The organism is Planococcus salinus (assembly GCF_003719725.1).
GTDB classification, from domain to species: domain Bacteria; phylum Bacillota; class Bacilli; order Bacillales_A; family Planococcaceae; genus Planococcus; species Planococcus salinus.
On the sequence record NZ_RIAX01000003.1, the window covers coordinates 160,495 to 184,820 of the forward strand.

Annotated in this window: 21 protein-coding genes; 7 read left to right on the forward strand and 14 right to left on the reverse strand. The window is 46.8% G+C overall.

All coding sequences use genetic code 11. The features are described from left to right. Positions 1 to 11: 11 nt before the first annotated feature. The 4 genes from EEX84_RS05580 to EEX84_RS05595 all read right to left on the reverse strand — a co-directional run bounded on the left by EEX84_RS05580 (position 12) and on the right by EEX84_RS05595 (position 5,669). Entirely contained in the window at positions 12 to 767 is a 756-nt protein-coding gene (locus EEX84_RS05580; RefSeq protein WP_123164618.1) for a threonine/serine exporter family protein, read from the reverse strand. A gap of 251 nt (positions 768 to 1,018) precedes the next feature. Further along, positions 1,019 to 2,158 carry a zinc-dependent alcohol dehydrogenase gene (locus EEX84_RS05585; RefSeq protein ID WP_123164836.1) on the reverse strand — a complete coding sequence of 380 codons (1,140 nt, stop codon included), beginning with the start codon at positions 2,156 to 2,158 and terminating at the stop codon, positions 1,019 to 1,021. A gap of 116 nt (positions 2,159 to 2,274) precedes the next feature. Continuing rightward, entirely contained in the window at positions 2,275 to 4,413 is a 2,139-nt protein-coding gene (locus EEX84_RS05590) for a beta-propeller domain-containing protein (protein ID WP_123164619.1), read from the reverse strand. Between the two features lie 59 nt (positions 4,414 to 4,472). After that, entirely contained in the window at positions 4,473 to 5,669 is a 1,197-nt protein-coding gene (locus EEX84_RS05595) for an alanyl-tRNA editing protein (protein WP_123164620.1), read from the reverse strand. A 117-nt stretch (positions 5,670 to 5,786) separates the two neighbouring features. Between EEX84_RS05595 and EEX84_RS05600 the strand changes: the two genes are divergently transcribed. Then, on the forward strand, positions 5,787 to 6,695 hold the full coding sequence (locus EEX84_RS05600) for a diacylglycerol/lipid kinase family protein (RefSeq protein WP_123164621.1): 909 nt from the start codon (positions 5,787 to 5,789) through the stop codon (positions 6,693 to 6,695). An 88-nt stretch (positions 6,696 to 6,783) separates the two neighbouring features. Here EEX84_RS05600 and EEX84_RS05605 read toward each other — a convergent pair whose 3' ends face one another. Both EEX84_RS05605 and EEX84_RS05610 read right to left on the reverse strand, forming a co-directional pair. After that, positions 6,784 to 7,950, reverse strand: a complete 1,167-nt coding sequence (locus tag EEX84_RS05605; protein ID WP_123164622.1) for a saccharopine dehydrogenase family protein — start codon at positions 7,948 to 7,950, stop codon at positions 6,784 to 6,786. Between the two features lie 21 nt (positions 7,951 to 7,971). Beyond that, complete coding sequence (locus EEX84_RS05610) at positions 7,972 to 9,453, reverse strand: aldehyde dehydrogenase family protein (protein ID WP_123164623.1); 1,482 nt, start codon at positions 9,451 to 9,453, stop codon at positions 7,972 to 7,974. A 250-nt stretch (positions 9,454 to 9,703) separates the two neighbouring features. On the opposite strand from EEX84_RS05610, the gene EEX84_RS05615 reads away from it, so the two are divergent. Next, complete coding sequence (locus EEX84_RS05615) at positions 9,704 to 10,615, forward strand: MerR family transcriptional regulator (RefSeq protein WP_240033919.1); 912 nt, start codon at positions 9,704 to 9,706, stop codon at positions 10,613 to 10,615. A gap of 162 nt (positions 10,616 to 10,777) precedes the next feature. Here EEX84_RS05615 and trhO read toward each other — a convergent pair whose 3' ends face one another. The 3 genes from trhO to EEX84_RS05630 form a co-directional block, all read right to left on the reverse strand. Further along, positions 10,778 to 11,740 (reverse strand): oxygen-dependent tRNA uridine(34) hydroxylase TrhO, encoded by a 963-nt coding sequence (gene trhO / locus EEX84_RS05620; RefSeq protein WP_123164625.1) that lies wholly within the window; start codon positions 11,738 to 11,740, stop codon positions 10,778 to 10,780. Positions 11,741 to 12,017: 277 nt separating this feature from the next. Then, positions 12,018 to 12,968, reverse strand: a complete 951-nt coding sequence (locus tag EEX84_RS05625) for a 2-hydroxyacid dehydrogenase (protein ID WP_123164626.1) — start codon at positions 12,966 to 12,968, stop codon at positions 12,018 to 12,020. A gap of 92 nt (positions 12,969 to 13,060) precedes the next feature. Next, complete coding sequence (locus EEX84_RS05630; protein WP_123164627.1) at positions 13,061 to 13,678, reverse strand: DedA family protein; 618 nt, start codon at positions 13,676 to 13,678, stop codon at positions 13,061 to 13,063. 261 nt (positions 13,679 to 13,939) lie between these two features. On the opposite strand from EEX84_RS05630, the gene EEX84_RS05635 reads away from it, so the two are divergent. The 5 genes from EEX84_RS05635 to EEX84_RS05655 all read left to right on the forward strand — a co-directional run bounded on the left by EEX84_RS05635 (position 13,940) and on the right by EEX84_RS05655 (position 17,349). Next, on the forward strand, positions 13,940 to 14,281 hold the full coding sequence (locus EEX84_RS05635; protein ID WP_123164628.1) for a lmo0954 family membrane protein: 342 nt from the start codon (positions 13,940 to 13,942) through the stop codon (positions 14,279 to 14,281). Positions 14,282 to 14,293: 12 nt separating this feature from the next. Beyond that, on the forward strand, positions 14,294 to 14,932 hold the full coding sequence (locus EEX84_RS05640) for a PspA/IM30 family protein (protein ID WP_123164629.1): 639 nt from the start codon (positions 14,294 to 14,296) through the stop codon (positions 14,930 to 14,932). A 65-nt stretch (positions 14,933 to 14,997) separates the two neighbouring features. Beyond that, positions 14,998 to 15,696: a cell wall-active antibiotics response protein LiaF gene (liaF, locus tag EEX84_RS05645; protein WP_123164630.1), complete on the forward strand. Its 699-nt coding sequence runs from the start codon at positions 14,998 to 15,000 to the stop codon at positions 15,694 to 15,696. After that, positions 15,693 to 16,736: a sensor histidine kinase gene (locus EEX84_RS05650; protein ID WP_123164631.1), complete on the forward strand. Its 1,044-nt coding sequence runs from the start codon at positions 15,693 to 15,695 to the stop codon at positions 16,734 to 16,736. The genes liaF and EEX84_RS05650 overlap by 4 nt, the downstream gene beginning before the upstream one ends. Further along, positions 16,714 to 17,349 (forward strand): response regulator transcription factor, encoded by a 636-nt coding sequence (locus EEX84_RS05655; RefSeq protein ID WP_123164632.1) that lies wholly within the window; start codon positions 16,714 to 16,716, stop codon positions 17,347 to 17,349. Before EEX84_RS05650 ends, EEX84_RS05655 begins: the two co-directional genes overlap by 23 nt. A gap of 193 nt (positions 17,350 to 17,542) precedes the next feature. Here EEX84_RS05655 and mbcS read toward each other — a convergent pair whose 3' ends face one another. The 5 genes from mbcS to EEX84_RS05680 all read right to left on the reverse strand — a co-directional run bounded on the left by mbcS (position 17,543) and on the right by EEX84_RS05680 (position 24,326). Next, complete coding sequence (gene mbcS / locus EEX84_RS05660; RefSeq protein ID WP_123164633.1) at positions 17,543 to 19,120, reverse strand: acyl-CoA synthetase MbcS; 1,578 nt, start codon at positions 19,118 to 19,120, stop codon at positions 17,543 to 17,545. Positions 19,121 to 19,205: 85 nt separating this feature from the next. Next, positions 19,206 to 19,772 carry a hypothetical protein gene (locus EEX84_RS05665; RefSeq protein WP_123164634.1) on the reverse strand — a complete coding sequence of 189 codons (567 nt, stop codon included), beginning with the start codon at positions 19,770 to 19,772 and terminating at the stop codon, positions 19,206 to 19,208. Between the two features lie 3 nt (positions 19,773 to 19,775). Continuing rightward, positions 19,776 to 21,425: a solute symporter family protein gene (locus EEX84_RS05670; RefSeq protein WP_123164635.1), complete on the reverse strand. Its 1,650-nt coding sequence runs from the start codon at positions 21,423 to 21,425 to the stop codon at positions 19,776 to 19,778. A 3-nt stretch (positions 21,426 to 21,428) separates the two neighbouring features. After that, positions 21,429 to 21,698, reverse strand: a complete 270-nt coding sequence (locus EEX84_RS05675; protein ID WP_123164636.1) for a hypothetical protein — start codon at positions 21,696 to 21,698, stop codon at positions 21,429 to 21,431. 474 nt (positions 21,699 to 22,172) lie between these two features. Next, positions 22,173 to 24,326, reverse strand: coding sequence for a histidine kinase dimerization/phospho-acceptor domain-containing protein (locus tag EEX84_RS05680; RefSeq protein WP_123164637.1), 2,154 nt, complete (start codon positions 24,324 to 24,326; stop codon positions 22,173 to 22,175).

The window sequence follows — 24,326 nt, forward strand, 5'->3', positions numbered from 1 at the left end:
CAATCCCTCCTTTAAAATGACAGGACAAGTGCAATGCCTGCGCCAATGGCAAATGCAGTCAGGAAAGCCTCTGCCCCCATCGATAGACCGGAAACGAAATGTCCTGCCATCAAATCCCGTACCGCATTTGTGATCAACAAGCCCGGTACAAGCGGCATGACCGAGCCGATGATAATCGTATCCGGATTTGTCCCAAAACCACTGTTGACAACCAGCAAAGCCAACGTGCCAATTGCCAACGCGCCGATAAACTCAGCGAAAAACTTGACCCTCGTCTTGATCAACACTGTTTCCACAATAAGAAACCCCAGCCCACCAATAACAAACGCAAACGGCAAATCAGCCCATGTTCCTCCCATCAAAATGAGAAAACAAGCACTGGCGACACCAGCCGCCAATACTTGCAGCCACATCGCAAACAAGTAATTCGTGCGGTCAATCACCAGCATTTCTTCGTAGGCCTGCTGCAGTGTAAGTTCTCCTGCAACCAATTTCCGTGAAACCGAATTGACGAGTGCCACTCTTTCCAAATCCGTACGGCGGCTCCTTATACGGACAAATCGTGTGGGAAGGTCATTGCTGGGAGAAAACATGATGCCGCCGGGGGTGATGAAACAATGAGAATCGCTCATATTTTGGGATACCGCCATGCGAATCATAGTATCTTCTACACGGTACGTTTCCGCTCCGCTCTCCATCATCACTTTACCAGCCAGTAAAAAACAATCGAGAGCAAGTTCCCGCTTAGTCTCTGAAATCTGTGTCACATGCGTTCCCCCTTTTCTACTCCTATACAAATTGAACCATTTTCCTTCGCCTGTCAACCTTCTCCATTACAGCTCCAAAATTCCTGTGTTCCTGCTTCGCCTCCATACAGGGGCGAAGCATTATATACCGCGCTTCCTTTTGTTCATCCTGTAGAGACACAGCTCAATCATACCGTATCAACGCAAAAATATAAACGCTCCAATGGTTCGGAGCGTTTACGGTCATCCATAATGATGCTTCGATTCGTTTCCTACGGTTTTAAAATAACTTTTGTGCATTCATCTTCGAAATTGCTGAACATATCATAGGCCTCACCCGCTTGTTCCAATGGCACAATATGGGAAATAATCTCCCTTGGATCAAACTCTCCGGCTTCCACCATTTCATATAATTTTGGCATCAAGTGGATGACGGGAGCCTGCCCCATTTTCAAGGTCACGTTCCGTTCAAACAAGTTACCCAACGGGAACATATTATACGTCAATCCGTAAACACCCGTCAGTTGGATGGTGCCGAATTTGCTTACCGCGTCTTTGGCAATGTCAATCGCACTGAGTGTTCCACCCTGCAATTTCAGCTTCTGCTGAACCGCTTCCGCCGTTGATTTCTTTCCGTCCATCCCGACACAGTCAATGACGACTCTGGCGCCGCCTGCTGTGATTTCATGAATATAAGCACCTGTCTCACTATGCTTCGAAAAGTCGATCAGTTCAACATTATTCATCTTTTTCGCCCGTTCCATGCGATAAGGAATTTCATCAACCGCGATGACCCGTTTGGCGCCTTTCATCCATGCAAACTTCTGCGCCATGAGCCCGACTGGTCCGCATCCAAGAACCACCACTGTATCCCCTTCTTTTACTCCTGCATGCTCCACACTCCAATACGCAGTAGGAACCACGTCGGATAAGAATAAGAGAGATTCGTCTTCCAGCTCGGACGACTCAGGAATGACGAACGGCACGAAGTTGGCATATGGTACACGCAAGTATTCGGCTTGTCCTCCCGAATAGTCACCATACCGCTCAGTCAAACCAAAGTAAGCCCCCGTATCAAAGTGGGGATTGCCATTGGAATTATCGCATTGGCTTTCCATTTCATGGGTACAATAAAAACAGTGGCCGCAGCTGATATTGAACGGCAGGACAATCCGGTCCCCTTTTTTCACTTTCGTCACTTCCGGACCGACCTCTTCCACAATCCCCATCGGTTCGTGCCCGATAACCTGCCCTTTTCTGGTGGGCAACGCACCTTTATAAATGTGAAGGTCCGTACCGCAAATAGCCGTAGAAGTGATTTTAACGATAATATCGTCTTTTTTCTGGATTTCCGGGTCTTTTACCTTCTTTACCTGCATGTCCTTGTTTCCCTGGAACGTTACTGCTCTCATTATGATTCTCCCTCCATATTCAGAATACTTTTCATCTTCCCCTTTTTTCCTGTTCAGAAACGTGAAAAAGTCCATCCATCACCAGTTTCCGGTGTGATGGATGGACTTTCTGTAATTCACTGGAATCTCAACGTATCGATTAACTCGAAAGTTTCCAGTTCGTAGCTCTTCACTTCACTGTTTGCGATTGTATAAAAGGTGTCACCGATATAGATGATCCGCTGCACACTGGTTTGCCAATTTTCATATGGCGCATCTGTAGCCGTCAGCAAATCAGCAGCTTCTGAAATCCCTTCAGGAGTAATTGTGTAAATCATGACCCCTTCCGCTTCAAATTCGACGTAGCTGCCATCCGACTCTTCATAAACCGATATCGGAAATCCGAATAGATGGTTTTCCGGATGTGTAAACAGCGCTTTATGGTCATACTGCAAAGGAGAACTGGTTCCCAATCCTCCGATTATTTCGGTGTCTTTTTCCACCGGATTGGCGTAATCGGAAACATCGAATAATGAAATTTTCATCCCGCCTGTCACAACACGCGGTTCTCCGTCTTTTACCGGTTCCAGTTTTGTGTCGTATCCAAAACCAATAAGATGGTCATCCTCCAGCGGGTGCAGATAATTCGAGAACCCAGGAATCTTCAGTTCGCCCAAAACTTCCGGCGCGGAAGGAGATGAAATGTCAATAACAAACAGTGGATCGACTTCTTTGAACGTCACCATATAGGCCTTATCTTCAATAAAGCGGGCTGAGTAGATCCGTTCCCCGGGAGCCAAATCTTCAACTGACCCGACCAGTTCCATGCCGCCGTCGAGTATGAAAAGATGGTTTTTGGAAGGAGCCGTTTCGTCCCACACAAACCCTTCAGTGGTTACCACTCTGAAATAACCATTGTATTCATCCATTGAAAATTGGTTCAGCAACGCTCCTGTGACTTCATTCGATGCCAGGAACCGGACAGTCGTCCCTTCCAGCGCAAACTTGAAGATTTCGGTGTTCGCTTGCTGAGGAATCCACATGGCGGTCTCCGCGTCGCCTTGCTCTTCTGCAGGCATGTAAGAAGAGGCTGTCAAATACAGGTTTTCTGCCGTCATGTACAATTGCTCACTGCCACCAAGAAATCCTTTCGTCACGATTTCATTTTGCTGCGGCTCCGACAGGTTGATGGCTGAAATGACACTGTAACTGCCTTCCATCGTTCCAGGCAAAATAGCAATGTCTTCATAAGGCATTGGAGTGAATTGCCCGCCTGCTGCTGAATCGAAGGTATGCGGTCTGAGCTCCATATCTTCCTGCTCTTCCATCATCCAGAGATCCGGGTAAACATTGGTGACAAAATACAAGGTATTATTGGCCAATCTTGCGCCGTTTAAATTTCCTTCTGTTCCGAACTCCCGAACGAGCTCAGGGGATGAAGGATCGCTGACATCGTACAGATGAACGGACGTTGTACCCAGGCCCATGGAATGGCTTTGCAGGTGGCTGTCAGCTGGTCCAGCAACGAACTTGCTGCCCAATACAACCAGCGTATTGTCTGTCAAAAACAATTGTTGCGGATACATTTCTTCCTGAAACGTCAGCTCAGCAGCCACAGACAATGAATCAGGATTTTCCGCATCCGTTACGACAACACGTGACTCGCTGATTGAATAGATGTGGGAGCCATCAGTTTTAACAAGATCAGCTTCGTCCACGCCAGCCACCTGGTTATTGGTGGTGGAATGGTCTCCGCTGCCCCCTCCTTCTCCTGTCGCACTGTCAGCTGATTCTTCTGTTGTCACAGAACCTTCTGAACTGAAGATACCGTATTCCCGATTGTTTTTCTGAAGCTCCAATAAGCGGGCGAAATATGCTTTCAATTCTTCTTCTCCCGCCAGCCTGTCGATTTCTTCCTGAACACTGAACGAAATTTCATTGACTGCCAGTGATTTCAGAAAACTTCCTCTTACCGCTGAATTTTTGATGTGCAGCGTATATTCTCCGGAAGAAATCTGTGGAATGACGACCGTTTTCCCGTTTTCATGAAGTGTCATGTCCACATCCACTTTTTCGCCCTCGACATCGGTAAGATACAAATCTCCTCTTTCGATGGCCGCAGGATCGATGGCCGAAGAAAAACTCGCTCGCCACCCTTGTTCCGCTAATGCGACAGAAGACGCGTTGACCGAAACTCTGTCATACATCACGACAAACAGAATGCCGACCGCTGCAATCAATGCCCCGATTAAGAGCCAGGCTTTTCTCTTCATCATACCGTCCACCTCCTCTCAAACCGTTCTTTTCCAATTAGACAGGCAACCTCTTGAAAAAGTTACACCGACTCCTGAAAATCTTTTGCCAGTCTTCTGAACAGGTGAAAAAAATCTGCATCAGGCTGATCCGTTTTTCCTCCGCCTTGTGCAAAATGTATATTGCCACCGCCTTTGCCATCGATCAATACCAGAAGCTCCTGCAACACTTTCCGCATATCTCCTGGAGCCTGTTCCCCTTTTGCACAGACAAAGCGCTTTTCCTGTCCTGCATTCAGTACAAACAATATAACCGCAGCCGGATGTGCGGCAGCTGTCCAGCGAGCCAATTGCTGAATTTCTTTGACCGGACGGCCCTGAAATGACCGGACCAGAAGGCCGCCTTCTTGTTCCGGCTGGAAGTTTTCAGCTTCAGTCTTCAACAGCATCGATTGAAGCTCTTTGATTGTTTTGTCTTTCTCTGCTTTGTCGCTGGATAAGGCCGAGGCAGCAGCAACCAGTTCTTCGAGTGGAGAATTCAACTGCTTCACCAGTTGATCCGTGATTTCGATAAGCTTTTGAAAATACAGCAACGCACGGTTTCCACATACAAAATAAACACGTGTGCCGCCTTTCGCTTTTTCTGTTCCTATTAATTTGATCAAATTGATATCTGATGTATTCTGCGGGTGCGTTCCGCCGCATGCATTGATGTCAATGCCATCGATTGTCACGAGACGGATCGCCCCGTCCACGGCCGGCGGCTTTCTCAGCTTCTTGTTCGCCGCCTGCTGTTGTGTCACCCACTCAACAGAGATCGGAAGGTGCTGGGAAATCACTGCATTGGCCTGTTTTTCAACCTCCAACAATTGCTTTTCCGTTACCGAACCTGCATCCAGATCAATGGACACCCTTTCTTTCCCGAGATGAAAGCTGGTCGTTTTCATCTGATGATTATCGTCAAAGACAGCACTCAGCACGTGCTGGCCGGCATGCTGCTGCATATGGTCCCATCTGCGGTCCCAATCCAACCGGGCTTCATATACCGCTTTCGGCAACGGCTGATCTGTGTAATGCCGAATTTCTTCGTCCACTTTTTGGACATCTACTATTCTGGCTGGTCCGATGAATCCATGATCTGCCGGCTGTCCGCCACCTTCCGGATAAAAAATAGTACCATCCAGCACAAGATACTCGCCCTGGCCATCTTTTCCGGTGGTTACCACCTCAACAGCCGCTTTTTGCATATAGGGCTTTTCTTCATATATTTTTTGCGTCATTCGGCATTCCTCTTTTCTATTTCTGGTCAGTGAACATCATTTTGCTTTGACGTGCTGGTTTATAAGGCAATGGCAGTGGAAAACTAATAGAAAGTCCAATTATAGGGAGGGGATTCCATGCCTCGATTTGACCGTTCTGTTTTATTGTATAACGGGAAGGCTGGAGCGTCCACGAGTGAAGATTTGTTTCCATTGGCTGTCCCAGTCTTAGCCAGAGAATCAAAAAATCTTGAATTGATCCAAACGGGGTCGGAAGAGGAGTTTACAGAAGCTTGCCTCGCTGCAGAACCAGCAGATGCCCTGTTTGTCGCCGGAGGAGATGGAACGGTGCATTTGGCTGTGCAGGCTTTATCCAAAATTGAAGACCCTCCAGTTCTTGGCATATTGCCCAGTGGTACATGCAATGATTTTGCCAGAACTCTCCAAATCCCACTCCTTCTCGATGAAGCGGCCGAGGAATTGACTGCTGGAATGGTCGAAGAAGTGGATACTGCACAAATCAACGGAAAGTTTTTCCTGAATTTTGCCGGCATCGGCCTGATTACAGATGCTTCCACAAACATTGATCCACAGGTAAAAGGAAGATATGGAAGATTGAGTTACTTTATGAGTGCTCTTCAATCCATGAGGCAGGCAGCCTCGTTTTCTTTTTCAATTGATGTCGATGGCACACAATTTACGGACGAAGCAGTCCTGCTTCTTGTCATGAACGGAAATTCGATTGGCACACATACATTTCCTCTTGCTTCTATTGACCCCACTGATGGATTGCTTGATGTGTTCGTCATTCAAACCACGTCCATAGCCGCTGTACTCGAGTGGTTCTCTTTGTCACAACCTGATACAGTACCCGAAGAATTGGAACATGTAGCTCACTTTCAAGGAAAGCGGATTTCCATTCACACAGAAGAAGAGATGGATGTGGATACGGACGGAGAAATTCACGAAAAGACACCTGTTGAAATTGCCGTTCAGCCACAAAGGTTGAAAATGCTGGTGCCGTCACGCCGGGACCCCGACTTTTAACGGCTCATCCATCTGAAACATCAATCATCTTTCATAATCCAGTTTTAACTGAAGAGCCCTGCGGTCATCTGACCGCAGGGCTCTTCAGTTAGCTTTGATAAGCCGACCGGTGCACTGTTTCGCTGATTTTTACGCCTTTTTTGTCCATCTCATCAATGTACTCCTGTCCGGGCACTATCAGTTCCGGCGGATAAGATCCCCTTCTGTCGATCAATCCACTTCCTATCATCTGCGCCACTACTGAGATTGTATAGGCAGTGGCGCGTGCCATGGCAGTGACATCGGCTTGCTGGTCTTTGACCGTCACCATATTGTATTCGTATCCCAGTTCTTCACCGGATTTTGTCCCCGTGACAATAACCCTCAAAACTACTGCATCCTGTTTTTCGCCCAATTCAGTCACCGGCTTCAGAACCTCCCGCAAAACATCACGTGTCTTGACTTCCGTTCCGCCGACAGTGACTGTTTTATCGCGGTTCAGGCATCCGAGGTCGACGAGCAGTTGAAATTTCTCAGCGTGCCCTTTATAGCGAACCGTTTTGTATTCGAGCGAATCCACATCACTGAAAGTATCAATCAATGTCGAAGTGCCGCCCGATGTATGAAAAGCTTCCAGTTCGCCGAAACCTGGAAAATCGATGTATTCGATTTCCGATAAAGAGTCGACTTCCACTACCTTGCCTTCCCGAATAACACGGGAAGGATCAGAATAATGGTCAAAGATGCCGTCCAGGGAAAATACATGATTGTATTCAAGCGGCGGTTCGGGATGCAAAGGAATGCCACCGACAAAAAGTTTGATATCAGTAACTTGGTCTAACTTGCTTGCACCAAAACCGGTCAGTATATTAATCATGCCAGGAGCTACCCCCACATCCGGTATTAACGTCACTCCTCTTTCCATCGCCTTTTCGTGGAGGTCCAGCACTTTTTCTGTAGCACCGCCGATATGGCCACCAAGATCAACAGCGTGGACGCCGCATTCCACTGCCAGACGTGCCACTTTTTCGTTGAATGTATAAAACAAAGCGTTGACGACAATATCCGCTTTCCGGATAACCGACTCGAGCTGCTCATCGTCATTTGCATCAAGCTGCAAAACTTCAAGTTTTTCATTGGCTAACTGTTTCTTGAACAATTGAGCCTGTCCGATATCCAAATCTGCCAGGAAAACTTTTTCAACCGCCTGTTGCTGTACCAAATCTTTTGCCGCTTGCTTGCCCATCAGTCCCGCTCCCAAAACCGCCACTCTCATAACTCCATCCCCCTTCTCACTTTAAATTTCGTTGTCGATTTGAGCCCGCTGCAGTTTCCCGCTGTAATCCACATAGACGCTTTTCCATTCAGTAAAGACGTCCAGTGCGGCCACTCCCGAATCACGATGTCCGTTCCCGGTGCCTTTTGTACCTCCGAAAGGCAGGTGAATTTCGGCGCCTGAAGTTCCAGCGTTCACATATACAATTCCTGTATCCAAGTCCCGTTGCGCCTTGAACACTTTGTTGACGTCGCTGGTGAAAATCGAACTGGATAATCCGTAAATGACGCCATTGTTGACAGCAATCGCTTCTTCAAAATCGTTGACTTCAATGATTGATACGACGGGGCCGAAAATCTCTTCCTGGGCGATGCGCATGTCAGGAGTCACATCCGAGAACACTGTCGGTGCGTAATAGTTACCTTTATCGTAAGGTGACTCTGTCAGTATTTCTCCTCCTGCGAGCAAAGTTGCCCCTTCTTTCTGGCCTATCCCGATATAGGAATGGATTTTCTCCAACGCCTTTTTATTGATCACTGGACCGACTTTCACGGTTTCGTCCATACCGTCTCCTATTGTTAAAGTTTCTATTTTCTCGAGCAGCCGGTTTTGAAGTTTTTCTTTCACATCTTTGTGGACAATGACACGGCTGCAGGCTGTACAACGCTGACCGGCTGTTCCAAATGCACTCCATAGAATCCCATCGACCGCCAATTCCAGGTCCGCGTCATCCATAACGATCACCGCGTTCTTGCCTCCCATCTCCAGTGAAACTTTCTTCAGGTTGCGGCCGCCGGCTTCCGCCACTTTCCGGCCGGTCTCTGTTGACCCGGTAAACGAAATAACCTTAATGTCTTTGTGTTCAATCATCGCTGTTCCGACTTCTGCCCCTGATCCGAAAACGATGTTCGCCACCCCGTCCGGCAACCCTACTTGCTCAAAGATTTTTGCCATTTCATATGCCATCATTGGTGTCTCGGTTGCGGGTTTCCAAAGAAATGTATTGCCAGCCACGATAGCCGGAAAAGATTTCCACGTAGCAATTGCCACCGGAAAATTCCAGGGTGTGATGAGCCCAACTACCCCGATCGGCGCCCGGATGCTCATCGCAAATTTATCGGCGAGTTCTGAAGGTGTTGTTTCACCGAACAGCCGCCGTCCTTCCCCGGCCATGTAAAATGCCATGTCAATCCCTTCCTGTACTTCTCCACGTCCTTCTTCGATCACTTTTCCCATTTCTTTTGTCAGCACTTGCGCCAAATGTTCTTTTTTCTCTTTCATGATCCGTCCGATTTCATATAGATAATCCGCTCTCTTGGGAGCGGGCACTCTCGACCAAATTTTTTGCGCTTCTTTTGCAGATTGAACAGCCCGATCCACATCCTGGCCGGTCGACATTTGGACTTGAGCCAATTCTTCTCCTGTAGCCGGATTGATCACCGGTGTGTATGTTGCATCTGTTGCTTCCTGCCATTTCCCTCCGATAAAATTCGTTAATTTCATTGTCATTCCTCCTTGAGCAATGTATTGGAAACGTCTACACCCCTATTATTTCACAGGCAAGGAAAAAATCCTATACGAATTAAATGAATATTTCGTCTTTTCATCCAAAACAATGGTCTTGCCTCTCCAACCTGAACCTTCTCAGCAGGACATCTTGTCGAAAAGATGTAAATCGACTCATTTCGATGGAATATTCATAAAAAGTATTGACGCTGACGGAACGTATTAGTTTAATCTATAGATAGAGGTGATGAAATTGTACAAAGTACAGGAAGTAGCGAAAATTGCGGGCGTAAGCGTTCGAACTCTCCATCATTACGATAGCATCGGCTTGATGAAGCCTTCCAATATCGGAACCAACCGGTATCGTTATTATAATGATGAAGATTTGAAGCTGCTGCAGCATATCTTATTTTTTAAAGAAATCGGGTTTTCATTAAAAAAAATCCAGGAAATTGTAGCTGGAGGGTTTGATCCGGACTTTGCGCTGACTCAACATATCGACTTGCTGAATCAGAAGAAAGAGCGCCTGGAGAAACTTGTGGAAAACGCCGAGCTCACAAGACATGAAGTGCAGGGGACAAGAACCTTGACGAACGAAGAACGGTTTGCTGCTTTTTCTATCAAAAAGGTCGATGACAACATTAAAAAGTACACAGAACCGGAACCGGTTGAAGAAACGATCCAAGTGGATGAAGCAACAGCTGCAGCTGCTGAATCAGCTTCCGCCACGATGGAACCGGCCGCTGAACCGGCTGTGGATGTAAAAACGGTTGAAGCAGTTGCAGGTTCAACAGCAGAACAGCAGGAAGAAGCCGAAGCTTCAACTCCTGTGGCCACAATCCCTGCAGAAGAGCCAAAACCTGAGAAGGAAGAAGAAGATCTGGAAGAAATCAACCGTGAAGGAAACCGCATCTATAGTACAGTATCGGGGTTGATGCATTTGCCTCCTGATTCTTCTGAAGTTCAGACCGAAATGCAAGCTTATTACCGTCTGTTGGACCGCTTCTATGAATGCACGCCACAAATGTTCCGTGGATTGGGTGAATTGTATGCTTCCGACAGCCGATTTGCTTCGAACATTGACCAGCACGGAGAAGGCTTGTCCAAGTATTTAAAAGAAGCGATGTACATATTTGCCGAGGAACTCCAGCATGCGTGAACTCATCGGACCGTGCAGCAATTGCGGAAAAGACATTTATTGCCGGGACGGTTTTTTGGACGGAGTGTACGTTGAGGGTGAATTGATCTGTTTCGAATGTGAAGAGGAACTGCAGAAATAGAATCTAAAAAAACTGCCCGATAAAGGGCAGTTTTTTTGTGTTTATACATCTGCAGTTTCTTTTAAAGCATCGAGGCGGGCCTGTACTTCCTGGCCGGTCAAGCCATGCTCGAAAGCATAACGGTTGCGCGGGTGCTCCCGGCACTCGTCTGAACAGGAACGCATGTATTTGTGCTCATTTTCTTCCGAGCATAAAATTTTCGCGTTGCATTCAGGGTTTGCGCAGTTAACGTAACGTTCGCAAGGTTCTCCGGTGAAATGGTCTTTTCCGACAACGCGGTGTTCAACCTGGTTTACCGGGACAGCGATACGCTCATCAAAAACATATAACTGGCCATCCCACAGTTCTCCTTTCACTTCCGGGTCTTTTCCGTAAGTGACAATTCCGCCGTGCAGCTGAGCCACGTCTTCAAAACCTTCTTTTTTCAGCCATCCGGAGAATTTTTCACAACGGATGCCCCCTGTGCAGTAAGTCAAAATTTTCTTGCCTTCAAATTGCTCTCTATTTTCCTGGACCCACTTCGGCAGGTCACGGAAATTCTCGACATCCGGTCTTATTGCTCCGCGGAAATGTCCAAGGTCATATTCATAATCATTGCGTGCATCCAGAACAATCGTGTCCTGATCCTGCATTTGCTTATAAAATTCAGCAGGTTCCAAATACGTACCTGTCAATTCGTTCGGATTGATGTCATCTTCAAGGCCGAGGTGAACGATTTCTTTTTTCGGGCGGACATGCATTTTCTTGAAAGCATGGCCTTCCGCCGCATCGATTTTAAAAACGATATCCGAAAAACGTTCGTCATTTCTCATCATTTCCATATAAGCTTCGGTTTGTTCGATCGTACCAGAGCAAGTTCCATTGATTCCTTCGTGGGAAACCAGAATACGCCCTTTCAGTCCCAATTCTTTGCAGGCTGCCAAATGGTCCGCCGCAAACGTTTCAGGGTCTTCAATCGGTACATATTTATAGTACAGTAAAACGTTGTGTGTATGATTTTGCATGAATCATACCCCCTATTCTTCGATTTGTTTTCTACGTCAAAACAGACAGTAAAAACCTAAATCATTTTACAATAAACTCCTCCATTATACAACTGGCTCCGCTCCATCAGATCGCCTCTCAGCTTTGAGCAGAGATTTTGATGCTCGCGCCGGGGTGTATTTGCGTTGCTCGGGATTTATTTGCGGCCCTGAGATTTTATTTGCAATCACCTCGTATCCCCTCTTTTGAAATTAAAAACAGCTGCCTAAAGCAGCTGTTCACATCCAAATCTCTGCCTCAGCAAACCCGGTTTTTCACGGATTTTCCGCTCAGACAGGCACCGATCGCTTCGGCATTCAATTTCATCATCGCCAGACGGGTTTGGATTCCGGCACTGCCAATGTGCGGCAGGACCGTCAGATTCGGCAATGAAAGGAGTTTATGGTTCGTTGGAAGCGGCTCTTCTTCAAATACATCCAAGCCGGCTGCCCAGATTTTATTGGATTGCAACGCTTCGTATAAAGCGTCTTCATCCACAATGCCGCCTCTTGCCACATTGATCAGACAAGCCGTGTCTTTCATCAGCGATAACTCCCGCTCCCCGATCATTCCTCTCGTCTCGTCCGTCAACGGGGTCAGCACGACCACGAAATCCGACTGTTTGAGAAGTTCATCGAGCTCAGCGTACCGTGCATCTTCCAGGCTCCGTCTTGTCCGGTTGTGATACATCACATCCATGTTGAAACCTTGCGCTCTTCTGCACACGCCTTCTCCGATGCGCCCCATGCCGATAATGCCAAGTGTCGCTCCGTACACGTCCTGGCCGGTCATTCCCATCGGTGTCCATGCTTTCCATTTCCCTGAACGAACGGTTTTTTCCGCTTCCATTAGCCTCCGTGCAGTAGCGAGAAGCAAAGCGAAAGCCAGATCCGCGGTGGTTTCGGTCAGCACGTCCGGTGTATTGGTGACGACAATGCCGCGCTTGCGTGCAGCATCCAAATCGATATTATTGTAGCCGACCGCCAAATTGGATACGATCTTTAGATTTGGTGCCGCATCGATCACTTCCTGGTCTATCTTGTCAGAAAGCATGGTCCATAGCGCATCCGCTTCCTTTACTTCCTCAAGCAATATATCCCGGGGCACCGGAATTTCCGTTTTTGGCCATACACGGACCTCATAGGATGATTGCAGATCTGCATAAGCTTCTTGAGGAAGCTTTCTTGTAATGTAAATGATGGGCTTCATAGCGTCTCTCCTTCTCTAGGTATCGTTTAACAATTATAACAATTAAGAAAAACAACAGCAAACCGCGGTAAGTTCCACACTCACCTGCCTGCTCAATGTCCGTCCCGCTTCCGCATTTTTTTCACGTAATACCAGATCACAGCAACCAATGCCAGCGCCAGAATAACATAAACGATATTCGAGTATGTCTGCAGCTTGCTTAAGATTCCTTCCCTGTTTTCTCCAACAGCCGCTCCCATCCACACAAGTATTGCATTCCATAAGAGAGTACCGGTCGTCGTAAAAAGAAGGAATAACCAAAATTTCATATTTGACATACCGGCAGGAATTGAAATCAGGCTCCTCAACACCGGTACCAGCCGGCAGAAAAAAACGGTCCAGACACCAAAACGGTCAAACCAGGCATCGGCACGGTGCACATCTTCTTTCTTGATTTTCAACCAATGGCCGTGTTTTTCGATGATTTTCTCCAATCGCTCTACATCCATCCATAAACCGATGCCGTACAAAATGACTGCACCGGCAACAGACCCGGCGGTTGAAGCCGCCACCACGCCCATGATTGTCATATCGGCAGTCGTCGTCATAAATCCTCCTGCCGTCAAAATCACTTCAGACGGAATTGGCGGAAACACATTTTCAACCATAATAAGAAAGAAGATTCCAAAGTAACCGTAATCGCCCATAATTGAAGTAATCCAATCCTCCATGTAAACGCTCCTTTATCCTGCCGGCCTAAGGGCTATTTCACTGACCCCCAATGGCGAAGAAATTCCAAATCACTGTTTCGGCAGACGTCCATTCCCTTTGGATACTTTCTCTTCTGTTGAGAGAAACAGTATACTATTCCCATTTTGACGGGCCTATAACCAACTACGCCTCAAGTCTTAGAGAAAGATGCAGTCAGGGACCGTGTGCGGAAATTTACGGCCTTGATATGATGAATATAGAAATTGAGAGGAGGAAATCACGTGAACAAATTTTGGATGATAACCCTTGGTATCGTCGCTGGAATCGTCGCACTGTCCAATCTTGGACCGATCATCGGGCTTGCTGTCTCTGGGCTGATCGTTTACATGGGCTTGCATTATTACCTCAAGAGCGTCTCAACTGCCGCAAGAGTATGGTGGGCGTTCGTCGGAATCATCGGCGCCATTTCGGCCATTTCAAATGTGCCGGCCATTATCGGAGTTGCAGCTCTTGTAGCGTTATGGGCCATTTACCGCAAATGGAACGAGGAACCTGTCACTGTTTCAAAAATCAATGATCCTTTTACGAATTTTGAAAGACAGTGGGACAAACTGACAAAATAAGGAGGAAGACACATGACAACCGTATGGGAACGATTTAAATTTGCAGTAGCAACCGACCTGGATTCACTTGTAGCAAAAAAAGAAGAACAAAATCCGATTGCTTTGCTGAACCGGTATATTGCTGAAGCCGAAAAACAGACCGAGGCCACAGGAAAATGGCTGGATCGTCAATCTCAATTGACCGGCAAACTGGAACAAGAACTGGAAGAAGCTTCGGCCATGCTGGCAAAGCGCGAATCGCAATTGCAGCTTGCCAAAGCAGCAGAAGAAAGCGATTTGGCTGATTTCGCCGAAGCAGAAACCGCCGCCTATTCATCACGCGTCAGCGAACTGAAACTGTCGATTACAGAAAATCTCGCGGAACTGAACGCCTTGGAACAGCGTTACGAGGAAATGAAGCACAAAGTAAAAGATATGAAAGTCAAACAGCTTCAGTTAATGGGCAAGGAAAACGCCACACGGGCACATTACCAAATGGACAAAGTGCTCAGTCCCGAGCTTGTGGCCAAACGGATCGGCTCTTATGATGATATGGCCTCCTACATTGAGACACTGGGGGCAAAAGTGGAACAGCAGCATGAACGGTCTGCCATGGAACGCCGGCTTGAAACTTTGGAAAAAAACAGCGCAAAACAACAGGAAATTGTTTAAACTAAGGTGAGAGGAAGATTTCTTCTTCTCACTTTTCCGCTACAAAGAAGGGGGCAAAAACTGCGATGAAAAAATTCACTACCAATCAACAGGCGTTTTTCGTCTTAAGCGCTTTATTTCTCATATTCGTAGAAGCTGCTTTCCTCCAAAACGGCAGTGTGTTTTTGGTCCTTCTGGGTATCGGACTCCTTTACTACGGAATGAAAAACAATACAAAGACGAGAAAAACATATTTTTGGACCGGCTTCGTATTGATCGGCATTTCCATCCTGTCAATGTGGAGCCTGCGCCTGCTGATTTTTGCCATTGCCATTTATTTATTGCTGCGCCTATGGAAAGGCGAGGACTGGCAGCAGGAAGTGCCGATTCAGGGAACTGTCGACAAAGGGCTCATCCAAAACAAGTTCCTGTCTGCCCAAAGTACACCAATCGAATCCTATGAATGGAAAGATATCCATGTCCAGGGCTTTATCGGTGACCTGCTCATCGATGCCACACAGACAGTTTTACCGAAAAGAACTTCGTTGATTTCCATCCGTCAGGGCTTTGGAAAGGTCCGGCTGATCGTCCCTTACGAAGTTCCCGTCCGGATTTATTATTCGACTGTTTTTGGGGATGCCCGTTTTTTCAACGGCGATAAACAGCGCATCTGGTATGGCACTGTCCATGCAGAAGATGGGTACCTGGAGGCGGAGGACGCCAAGAGGGAAATGATCGTGTCGATTACCACGTGGATGGGTGACGTCGAGGTGATTCGCCGATGAGACAAATCCTGCCCCGGAGTTTGTTTTTCATGGCATTGTTTGCCGCCATTATTTTCAGTATTTTATTTGCCCTGTTAGGTTTTCCAGCTGTTCAAACCTGGTCCGTCCTTTGGAATGATTTTGTCGCCGGATTGCCGTTTGGCCTTTGGCTTCTCGTGTTGATGCTGGTACTTTCCGGCGGCATTTCCTGGTGGAGTGAGTCGCTGTCACGTTCCAAATTGCAGGACATTGAAGCTGTTTTCCAGGCGCTTCTGAGAAATGAAGACCAAAGTGCCATCGAGGCTGCACAAATGAAAACATTGCCTGACACCTTGTCCAATTCCATTTTAAAATTGCAGAAATTACTTGAATCCCAGCGGAAAAGCCTGACCCGCATATCCAATGAACGGGCGGAAACACAGGACCAGATCATACAGGAACGCATAGTGATGGAGCGGCAGCGGCTGGCGAGGGAGTTGCATGATTCTGTATCTCAGCAGTTATTTGCGGCTTCCATGCTGTTATCTTCTATGACGGAAGGCGAAGAAGCACCGCAGGGATTGTTGCAGACCGAAAAAATGGTTCAGCAGGCCCAGCTTGAAATGCGGGCACTTCTCCTTCATCTGCGCCCTGCCGCGCTTCACGACAAAAGCCTGCGCCAGGGCTTGTTCGAATTGTTATCTGAATTGAAAGAGAAAGTATACTTTACCATTGAGCACCGACTGGAAGAAGTCCCTTTGCCAAAAGGGGCGGAAGATCATTTATTCCGTATCGCACAAGAAACTTTATCCAATACTTTACGCCATTCAAAAGCGACCGAAGTCCATATATTATTTGTTGAACGGGATGATTTTGCCATTTTACGCATACAGGACAACGGCGTCGGTTTTGCAAGTGAACAATCCAAGTCCACTTCTTACGGCTTGAAGCACATTGAAGAACGGGCCATCGAAATCGGGGCCACCAGCAAAATAGTTTCCGTCCCTTCCGAAGGGACAATCGTCGAAGTGAAAGTACCCATCGAAAGGAAGATTGCCCATGATCCGAATCCTGTTAGTTGATGACCATGAAATGGTTCGTATCGGCGTTTCCGCTTATTTACAGGCTCAACAAGACATGGAAGTAGTCGGCGAGGCTTCAAACGGCGAAGAAGCGGTGTCAATGGCGCTGGAACTCCGTCCGGATGTCATTTTAATGGATATGGTTATGCCTGTCATGAATGGAGCTGAAGCGACCGATGCCATCATTAAGCAATGGCCCGCAGCAAAAATTATGATCGTCACCAGCTTTTTGGATGATGACAAAGTCTATCCGGCTTTAAAGGCGGGAGCAGTCAGTTACATACTCAAGACGTCGAAAGCTTCCCGCATCGCCGACTCCATCCGCGATACAATGAACGGCACGCCCGTTCTGGAACCGGAAGTCATGAGCAAAATGATGAAGCAGATGCGCCATGAACATGCTCTCCATGAAGAGCTGACCGAGCGCGAAATGGAAATCCTGCTGCTGCTTGCCAATGGCTACACCAATCAGGAAATCGCAGACGAGCTGTTCATAGCATTGAAGACAGTCAAAACTCATGTCAGCAACCTGCTGGCGAAACTGGAAGTGCACGACCGGACGCAGGCAGTCATTTATGCATTCCAGCACCGGCTGGTATCACCACCCAAATAAACTTGTTGCGCCTTTTGCGTTCTTCACATTTTATATGCGTTTCAGAGCTGTCTAAAAGCGTTTTAAATTTTTTTGCACAGACAGAACCGCTTATGGACTTTCAGCAGAAATCGATAAAAAAGCACCAGATTGCCGTCAACGGGATGACGTTTCCGCCCTGTCCGTTGATGGCACCTGGTGCTTTTTATATTTTTTATGCGTTGAGTTTCCGCAATTCCACGCGACGGATTTTTCCGGAAGTCGTTTTAGGCAATTCTTCCAGGAACTCAATGATACGCGGGTATTTATAAGGAGCAGTAATTGTTTTGGTATGATCCTGCAGCTCTTTCACCAACTCTTCTTTGTTGGAGGCATCTGCTGATTCACGGAGAACCACGTAAGCTTTCACTACGGTGCCGCGGATTTCATCCGGCGCTCCGACGACTGCGCATTCCTGAATGGCCGGATGCTTCATCAAAGCATCTTCCACTTCAAACGGCCCAATCGTATAGCCAGAACTGATGATGATATCATCGCTTCTTCCTTCGAACCAAAAATAATCGTCTTTATCTCTCGAAGCCTGGTCTCCTGTCAAATACCAGTCCCCACGGAAAGCCGCATTGGTCCGGTCCTGATCCATATAGTACTCTTTGAACAACGCCGGACAACTTCTGTGGACGGCGATATCCCCCACTTCTCCGACTGCTGTCGGTTCTCCGTTTTCGTTGATGATTTCCACAGGATTGCCCGGAGTCGGCCTGCCCATGGATCCCGGTTTCAGCTCCATATCCTGAAGCGTCCCGACCAGCAGTGTGTTTTCCGTTTGGCCGTAACCGTCCCGGACATTGATCTGGAAAGCATCCTGGAAAGCTTCGATGACTTGTCTGTTCAAAGGTTCTCCGGCTGAAACGGCGCTTCTCAAAGCCGGCAGTTTGTAGTCTTTCAAATTTTCCACTTTTGCCATGATCCGGTATTCAGTAGGTGTGCAGCACAAGACATTGACTTGCTCTTCCTGTAGAATATCCAGGTATTTCACAGCATCAAACGGACCATTATATACCAAAGCCGTAGCTCCCAGTGTAATGGTGGACAGGAAAGGGCTCCACAGCCATTTTTGCCAACCTGGAGCTGCGGTTGCCCAGACGACATCTCCGCTCTTTACGCCAAGCCATTTTGTAGCTGCTGTCCGCACATGAGCGTAACCCCAGCCATGGACATGGACAACCCCTTTTGGATTGCCTGTGGTCCCTGATGTATAAGACAAAAACGCCATATCATCACGATGAGTCGGAACAGCCTCAAATTCAGTGGTTTCCTGTGAAGCCAGTTCTTCAAAAGACTGCCATCCTTCTTCTTTCCCACCAACGATCAATTTGTTTTTCAGCGCTTCCACTTCTTCGTCAATCGCGTTCGTTTCTGCCGTTGTTTTGTAATAGGCCACAATGCCTTTGGCTCCTGAATGATGCATCCGGTAAAGCAAATCTTTTTTCCGCAGCATTTCCGAGCAAGGGATAGCGACAAGTCCAGCCCGCAAACATGCCAGGTACGTGATGTAAGCTTTCGGAATACGCGGCAGGATAATCAGCATTCTGTCTCCTTTTTGAAGTCCCAGTTTCAGCATGGCTTGCGCATACTGATTGGTTTTTTCAAGCAGTTCCTTATAGGACAGCTCCTCGCGATTTCCTTCTCCGTCAAACCAGCGGATGGCCAAACGGTTGTTGTCTTTCTGATATTCTTCAAGTTCGGATGTGATGTTGTACTGTTCTGGTGCTATCAAATGTTTAAAATCCATCTGTTTATTCCTCCATTCATTTTTCTATCTTCCGCTTTGACGGGCAGTGGGATGAAGCCCCTGCTAACTCAAATTTTCTGTACTGTCAACCAGCCGGCATGATCAGATAATAGACACTGGCCAAAAACAGAAATGCCAGGAAGGCGGCAAGATAAGCTTTTGTGGCCGTGAAATTTTGTGTGGCCTGGATGATTTTCGCACTGACCATATACATCCAGATTACACCGCCCAGCAGCAATAATAGGACAAGGATATTTCCATCACCTGCACCTGTTAAATAAGGAGCTGCCAGCAGCCCCGGCAGAAGTGCTGCCGGCACAGCCGAGTTGATGTCCCTCAGCAATCCTTTCCCACCCATACCTTTCGCTCCGGCCCATAACAATAACGCCAATCCGATTTTTGTGATGAATGCCATCAGCAAACCGAACAGGATAAAAATCAACGGAACAATTACAGCTTTGAGCAGCATCGACTCAAAACTTAGTATGTATGAGGCATTTGACGCAATGGAAATTGCGCCATAGCCTGCTCCAGCAATGAGCAATACAAGATTGCTCCCCACTTTTGTTTTGGGAGATTCCAAAAATGACCGAAAAGATGGTTCATTTAAAGTTATCATTTTCCCGACCATTTTCATCACTCCTTGTTTCATTGTTTACATCCCCCAAGGCATCAATGCCCAAATTGCAACACCAGCTGATATCAAAACTGTTATGCCAGCACCAATTGTGCTGTTGTAACGGTAAGATTTTATATCGGTCCAACCATGAATCCGTTCAATCAATTCGATATCGCTTTGTTTGGTCAACTTACTGGCCAATCCAGGTATCCGGTTGGTGATGTAAGAGACGACAATCAGCAAGATGAAACTGATTGGAACAGCCAGCATTGCACCCGACAACCCCATTCCGTCGGTAACACTGTGACCGGTTAATACGATGCTTGGGAAGACAAAAGGCGAGACGACGATGTAAATGATACCACCGACAACCGATGCGGCAATCGCCCCGAATTTGTTTGCTTCTTTCCACCAGACACCGACAATGATCAGTGGCGCGTTAGTGACTCCAGCCAAACCGAAAGCCCATAAAATACTTACCACCAAAAATGCCGGAGGTTCGATGGCCAGCAGGATACTTGCAATCCCGCCAAGGAAAATAGCGACAAAGCCAATTCTCAAACTAACTCTTTGGGAAATATTAGGTTTTAAGGTCGCAATGATATCCTGAGAGATCAACGCGCCAATAGCCAGAAGGTTACCACTTAAAGTGGACAGTCCAGCAGAAATGGCGCCTGCGATTACAAGAGCAGTCACCCATTCAGGGTTGTAAACCAAATTCAAAATGATTGTCAGCTTGTCCGCATCTGCTTCAGAGATGGTGATCCCTTGTGTAGCAGTAGCAAATACACCAACAAACCCCATGGCATACGTTGCCGAAAACACAAGACCCAAAATGAAAGCAAACCACACCATCGCAGAACGCGCACTTTTTAAAGAAGAAGCTGTATAAACGCGCATGGCCAGGTGAGGAAGACCCAATGCCCCGATTGTCAATGCCGGAATAATGGAGAAATACCATTTCGGCGAAAACTGGTAATCAAAGAAAGTCGGCAAAGATTCCAGCATCGCAGGTACCATATCGGCATACAGCAATGGCGGGAAATACCACCCTTCAGCGCCAATCGCTTTCATAATAGCCCCCAGAGGAAGAATAAACATCAAGGCGATAATGACCATTTGGATAGCAGCATTGTTTGTCGCGCCCGCCATTCCGCCGATGGTGATATAACCGACGATAATAAACCCAAAGATAAAAAGTCCTGTAACGTAAGGAATGCCCAATAGCGTTTCAAAAGTAACAGCGATACCGATCATCTGGCCCAATGCGTACATAATTGAAACCAAAATCATAAACAATGCGGCGATGATGGAAGCCGTCACCCCATAGCGGTCACGTATAAAGTGGGTAGGAGAGAAAGCCCCCATCCGGCGTAAACTTGTACCGTAAATAATGGTGATCAATGGAATCGCCAGGATCAATTGGATCCATAACATGATAAATGGAACCTGCAATTGCAGGATGAGTGCCGTGATGCCCAGAAAAGTGGCGAGACTCATATAGGTTGCTGCCATGGCAAGCCCATTTGTGATAGCCCCTACGTTTGCTCCGCCTACATATAAATCTTTGGCAGAAGAACTCTTCCGGTTCGAAATATAACCTACTACGTAAAACAGCAAAAATGTGAGAGCGATAACCACCAATCCAAGGATCGGGTTATCCAGTTGCCAGCTTTGTCCTTCCATCTTTTACACTCCCTTCACTTCGTCAGACTCGCTGAGCGATTCGTTTTCACGATCGATTTCATCATCGATCCGGTTTCCGATTTTTCCTGCGACGAGCGTCAGTATGAAGACACCGAACCATCCCATTAAGATCGGCACGATATACATCGCTGGAAATCCGAATATCATAGCGTCCGTAGGAAAAATTGAAAAAATCAACCCTACATTTCCGACGAGGATAAATGCGAGTGTCATCCAGATGGTAAATTGCACTTCTTTTTTATACGCTTTCATAAACTATTCCCCCCCGTTTCAGATTGCATAATTCCAGTTTCTTTTTCTTTTAAATCTGAGCGACTGTTCAGTCAGATTCCACGCCCCTTCTTCCACCAGATTTTTTGATGATAATAAACTGATTGTAACCGCTTCCAACAAAACAAGTCAATAAGTTTTTAAAAAATTCTAAAAGTTATTTCAATAGCTTAATTTTGTCAAAAGCTTTCTATTTTTACTTCTTTTTCGGCTGGTTTTCGTTTCATTCTTTTTCAAACGTCGTGTCTCGCCCCCTGTTTTTTCGTTTTTACAGTTCTTCTCTATCTCTTTTTGCTGAACATGCGAGAACAGCAAGTTATTTTTATATAATAATTTTCATTAACAATTTCCTGCCTTGAGCCTCCTATGAAAAAATCACCGAAAAAAAACAGGCTGTCTGCCCAAAAAAGCTGCCTCCAGGAAATGTATATTCCTGAAGGCAGCTTTGCATCTTCTTTACAGACTTTCAATTGCGACCCTCACTTTAAACAAATCGCCGTCCACTTTTATGGTCATCGTTCCGCCATGCAAGTCAACAATCGATTGGGCAATTGCCAATCCAAGCCCTGAGCCTTCCGTTTGTCTCGAAACGTCCCCCCGTTTGAAACGCTCAAACAGTTCCTCTGTATTTCCGCCCAGCTCATAACGTGTAACGTTCTTCATAATGAATTCCGCCTCGTCATCCTTCTCGGTCAAATTAACGTAGACCCGTGTCCCTGGCAGTGAATATTTGATCGCATTTAAAATCAGGTTGTCCAGAACACGCCACCACTTCTGTCCGTCCGCTGAAATCATCAGCGGTTTTTCAGGAGTGTCCACCCGGAACTCCAAGTCGGCCGCATCGATTTCCTCCTGGTGCTCTGCCAATGCCTGCGCCATCAATTGTGTCAAATCGAGACGTGTCCGCGAAAGTTGCATATTGCCACTTGCCATTTTCGAGACTTCGAACAGATCTTCAATAAGTGTTTTCAAACGCTGGGATTTGCGATCCAGGATATCTGTGTAAGCGAGACGGTTCTCCAGTGACAGTTCTGGTGATTTAAGCAAATCCGTGTACGTAATAATTGAAGTCAACGGCGTCCGAAGATCATGGCTGACATTGGTGATCAATTCCGTTTTCAATCGCTCGCTTTTTGCTTGCTCCGATACGGAATGGCGCACGCCTTCCTTCAAACGGTTCAACTGCCGCGCATGATCAGCCAGAGGCGATTTTCCGCGGACGGGAATGTCCTGGCCCAACCGTCCCTGCGCCATTTTTTCTGTGTCTTTCATTAATACATTCAGATAGCCAAACCGGTTCAACAGAAGCAACAGCACCGGTATACCGATAAGGAGAGTTGCCGGAATCCAAACAATAATGACTGCAGGCACGTACAGGACCAGCATCGTACCGAATCCCCAAAAAAAGATAACCCCGAGCAACAGCAGCGTTTGAACTCCGATGGACTTTTTCAGGAATGCTTCCCGGCTTGTCCTCAAACTCCTGAAAAGAAAGCTTCTGGGAAATTCATCGGAAAACTTATTGACTCCTTGGTAATAAGTCAATAACCAGATGATCTGCAAAACAGTGGCAGCAAGCAGGAAAGCAGTCATCAAAAACTCCCACACCAGATTGGTTCCATATTGCATGGAAATTGGCGGCCATGAATAGGCCAAGGCAGAAAAAAAGTGGGTTGCAGCAGACAGGCTCAAAACCAACGATAAAAAAGCGAGTACGAATTTGATTTCTATTGGTAAATAGCTCCATCTTTTATAAAGGGACATACTGGAAAACCAGGTCCATTGGAACTTCAATTTAGTCAGCAATAAGATTGTTCCAATCACCGCCACAATTCCTAAGACATACAAAGCAGTCTTCACCCATTTAAAATGTTCAAGCCGTTCTCCGAGCGGCGAAGCTGCCATCAGGGAACGGTTGACTTGGACAACTCCTTCAAACTCTGCATCCGAGACGGGAATTTGAACCCCTGTTTGATCCAGCATTCCGTCGTAATAATAGCTGTCGCTGGAAGAACGCAGCGGGACCGCCGCCGTGTACGATTTTTCAAAATAAGGTTCGTCCTTCAACTCACCTTTTGTGAAAGTCTCACCCGTCCTGATATTTGTTAGTTCGTACATATAATGGTGAGTAAGCTCCAGGAAAGCCGGTTTTTCTGTGTTCATTTCATTAAGCGTTTGTTCTACAGCCGCTTCGCGTTCTGCCTGGATTTTCTCCCTGACCACTTCGTCATCTGCAAAGTTGCTTCGAATAGCTGCAATTTTTGCATCGCGCTCTTCTGTTAGAGCTTCCGCCAGGCTTTCGTTGGCGCTCGCATTCGCTTCCGCAATTCCAGGGTCGTATTGACCTTGAACACTTCTGATTTGATCGGAAAGCGAACCATAACGTTCCCGGTATTCTTCAATGTCTCTTGAGTTGATTGAGAGTAAAGGTTCCACAGATGGCGGATCAAGTACATAAACAATCAATTGGTTTTCAAAATTTTCGTAGTCGTTTTGAAAATCTTCCGTGTCCGTATAGTCTTTCCCTATATAATTTGATCCGAGTTCCATGATACTGAAGCAACCGATCAGTACGATGGAAGTGATCGCCAGCCATAGCCATTTTTTCAT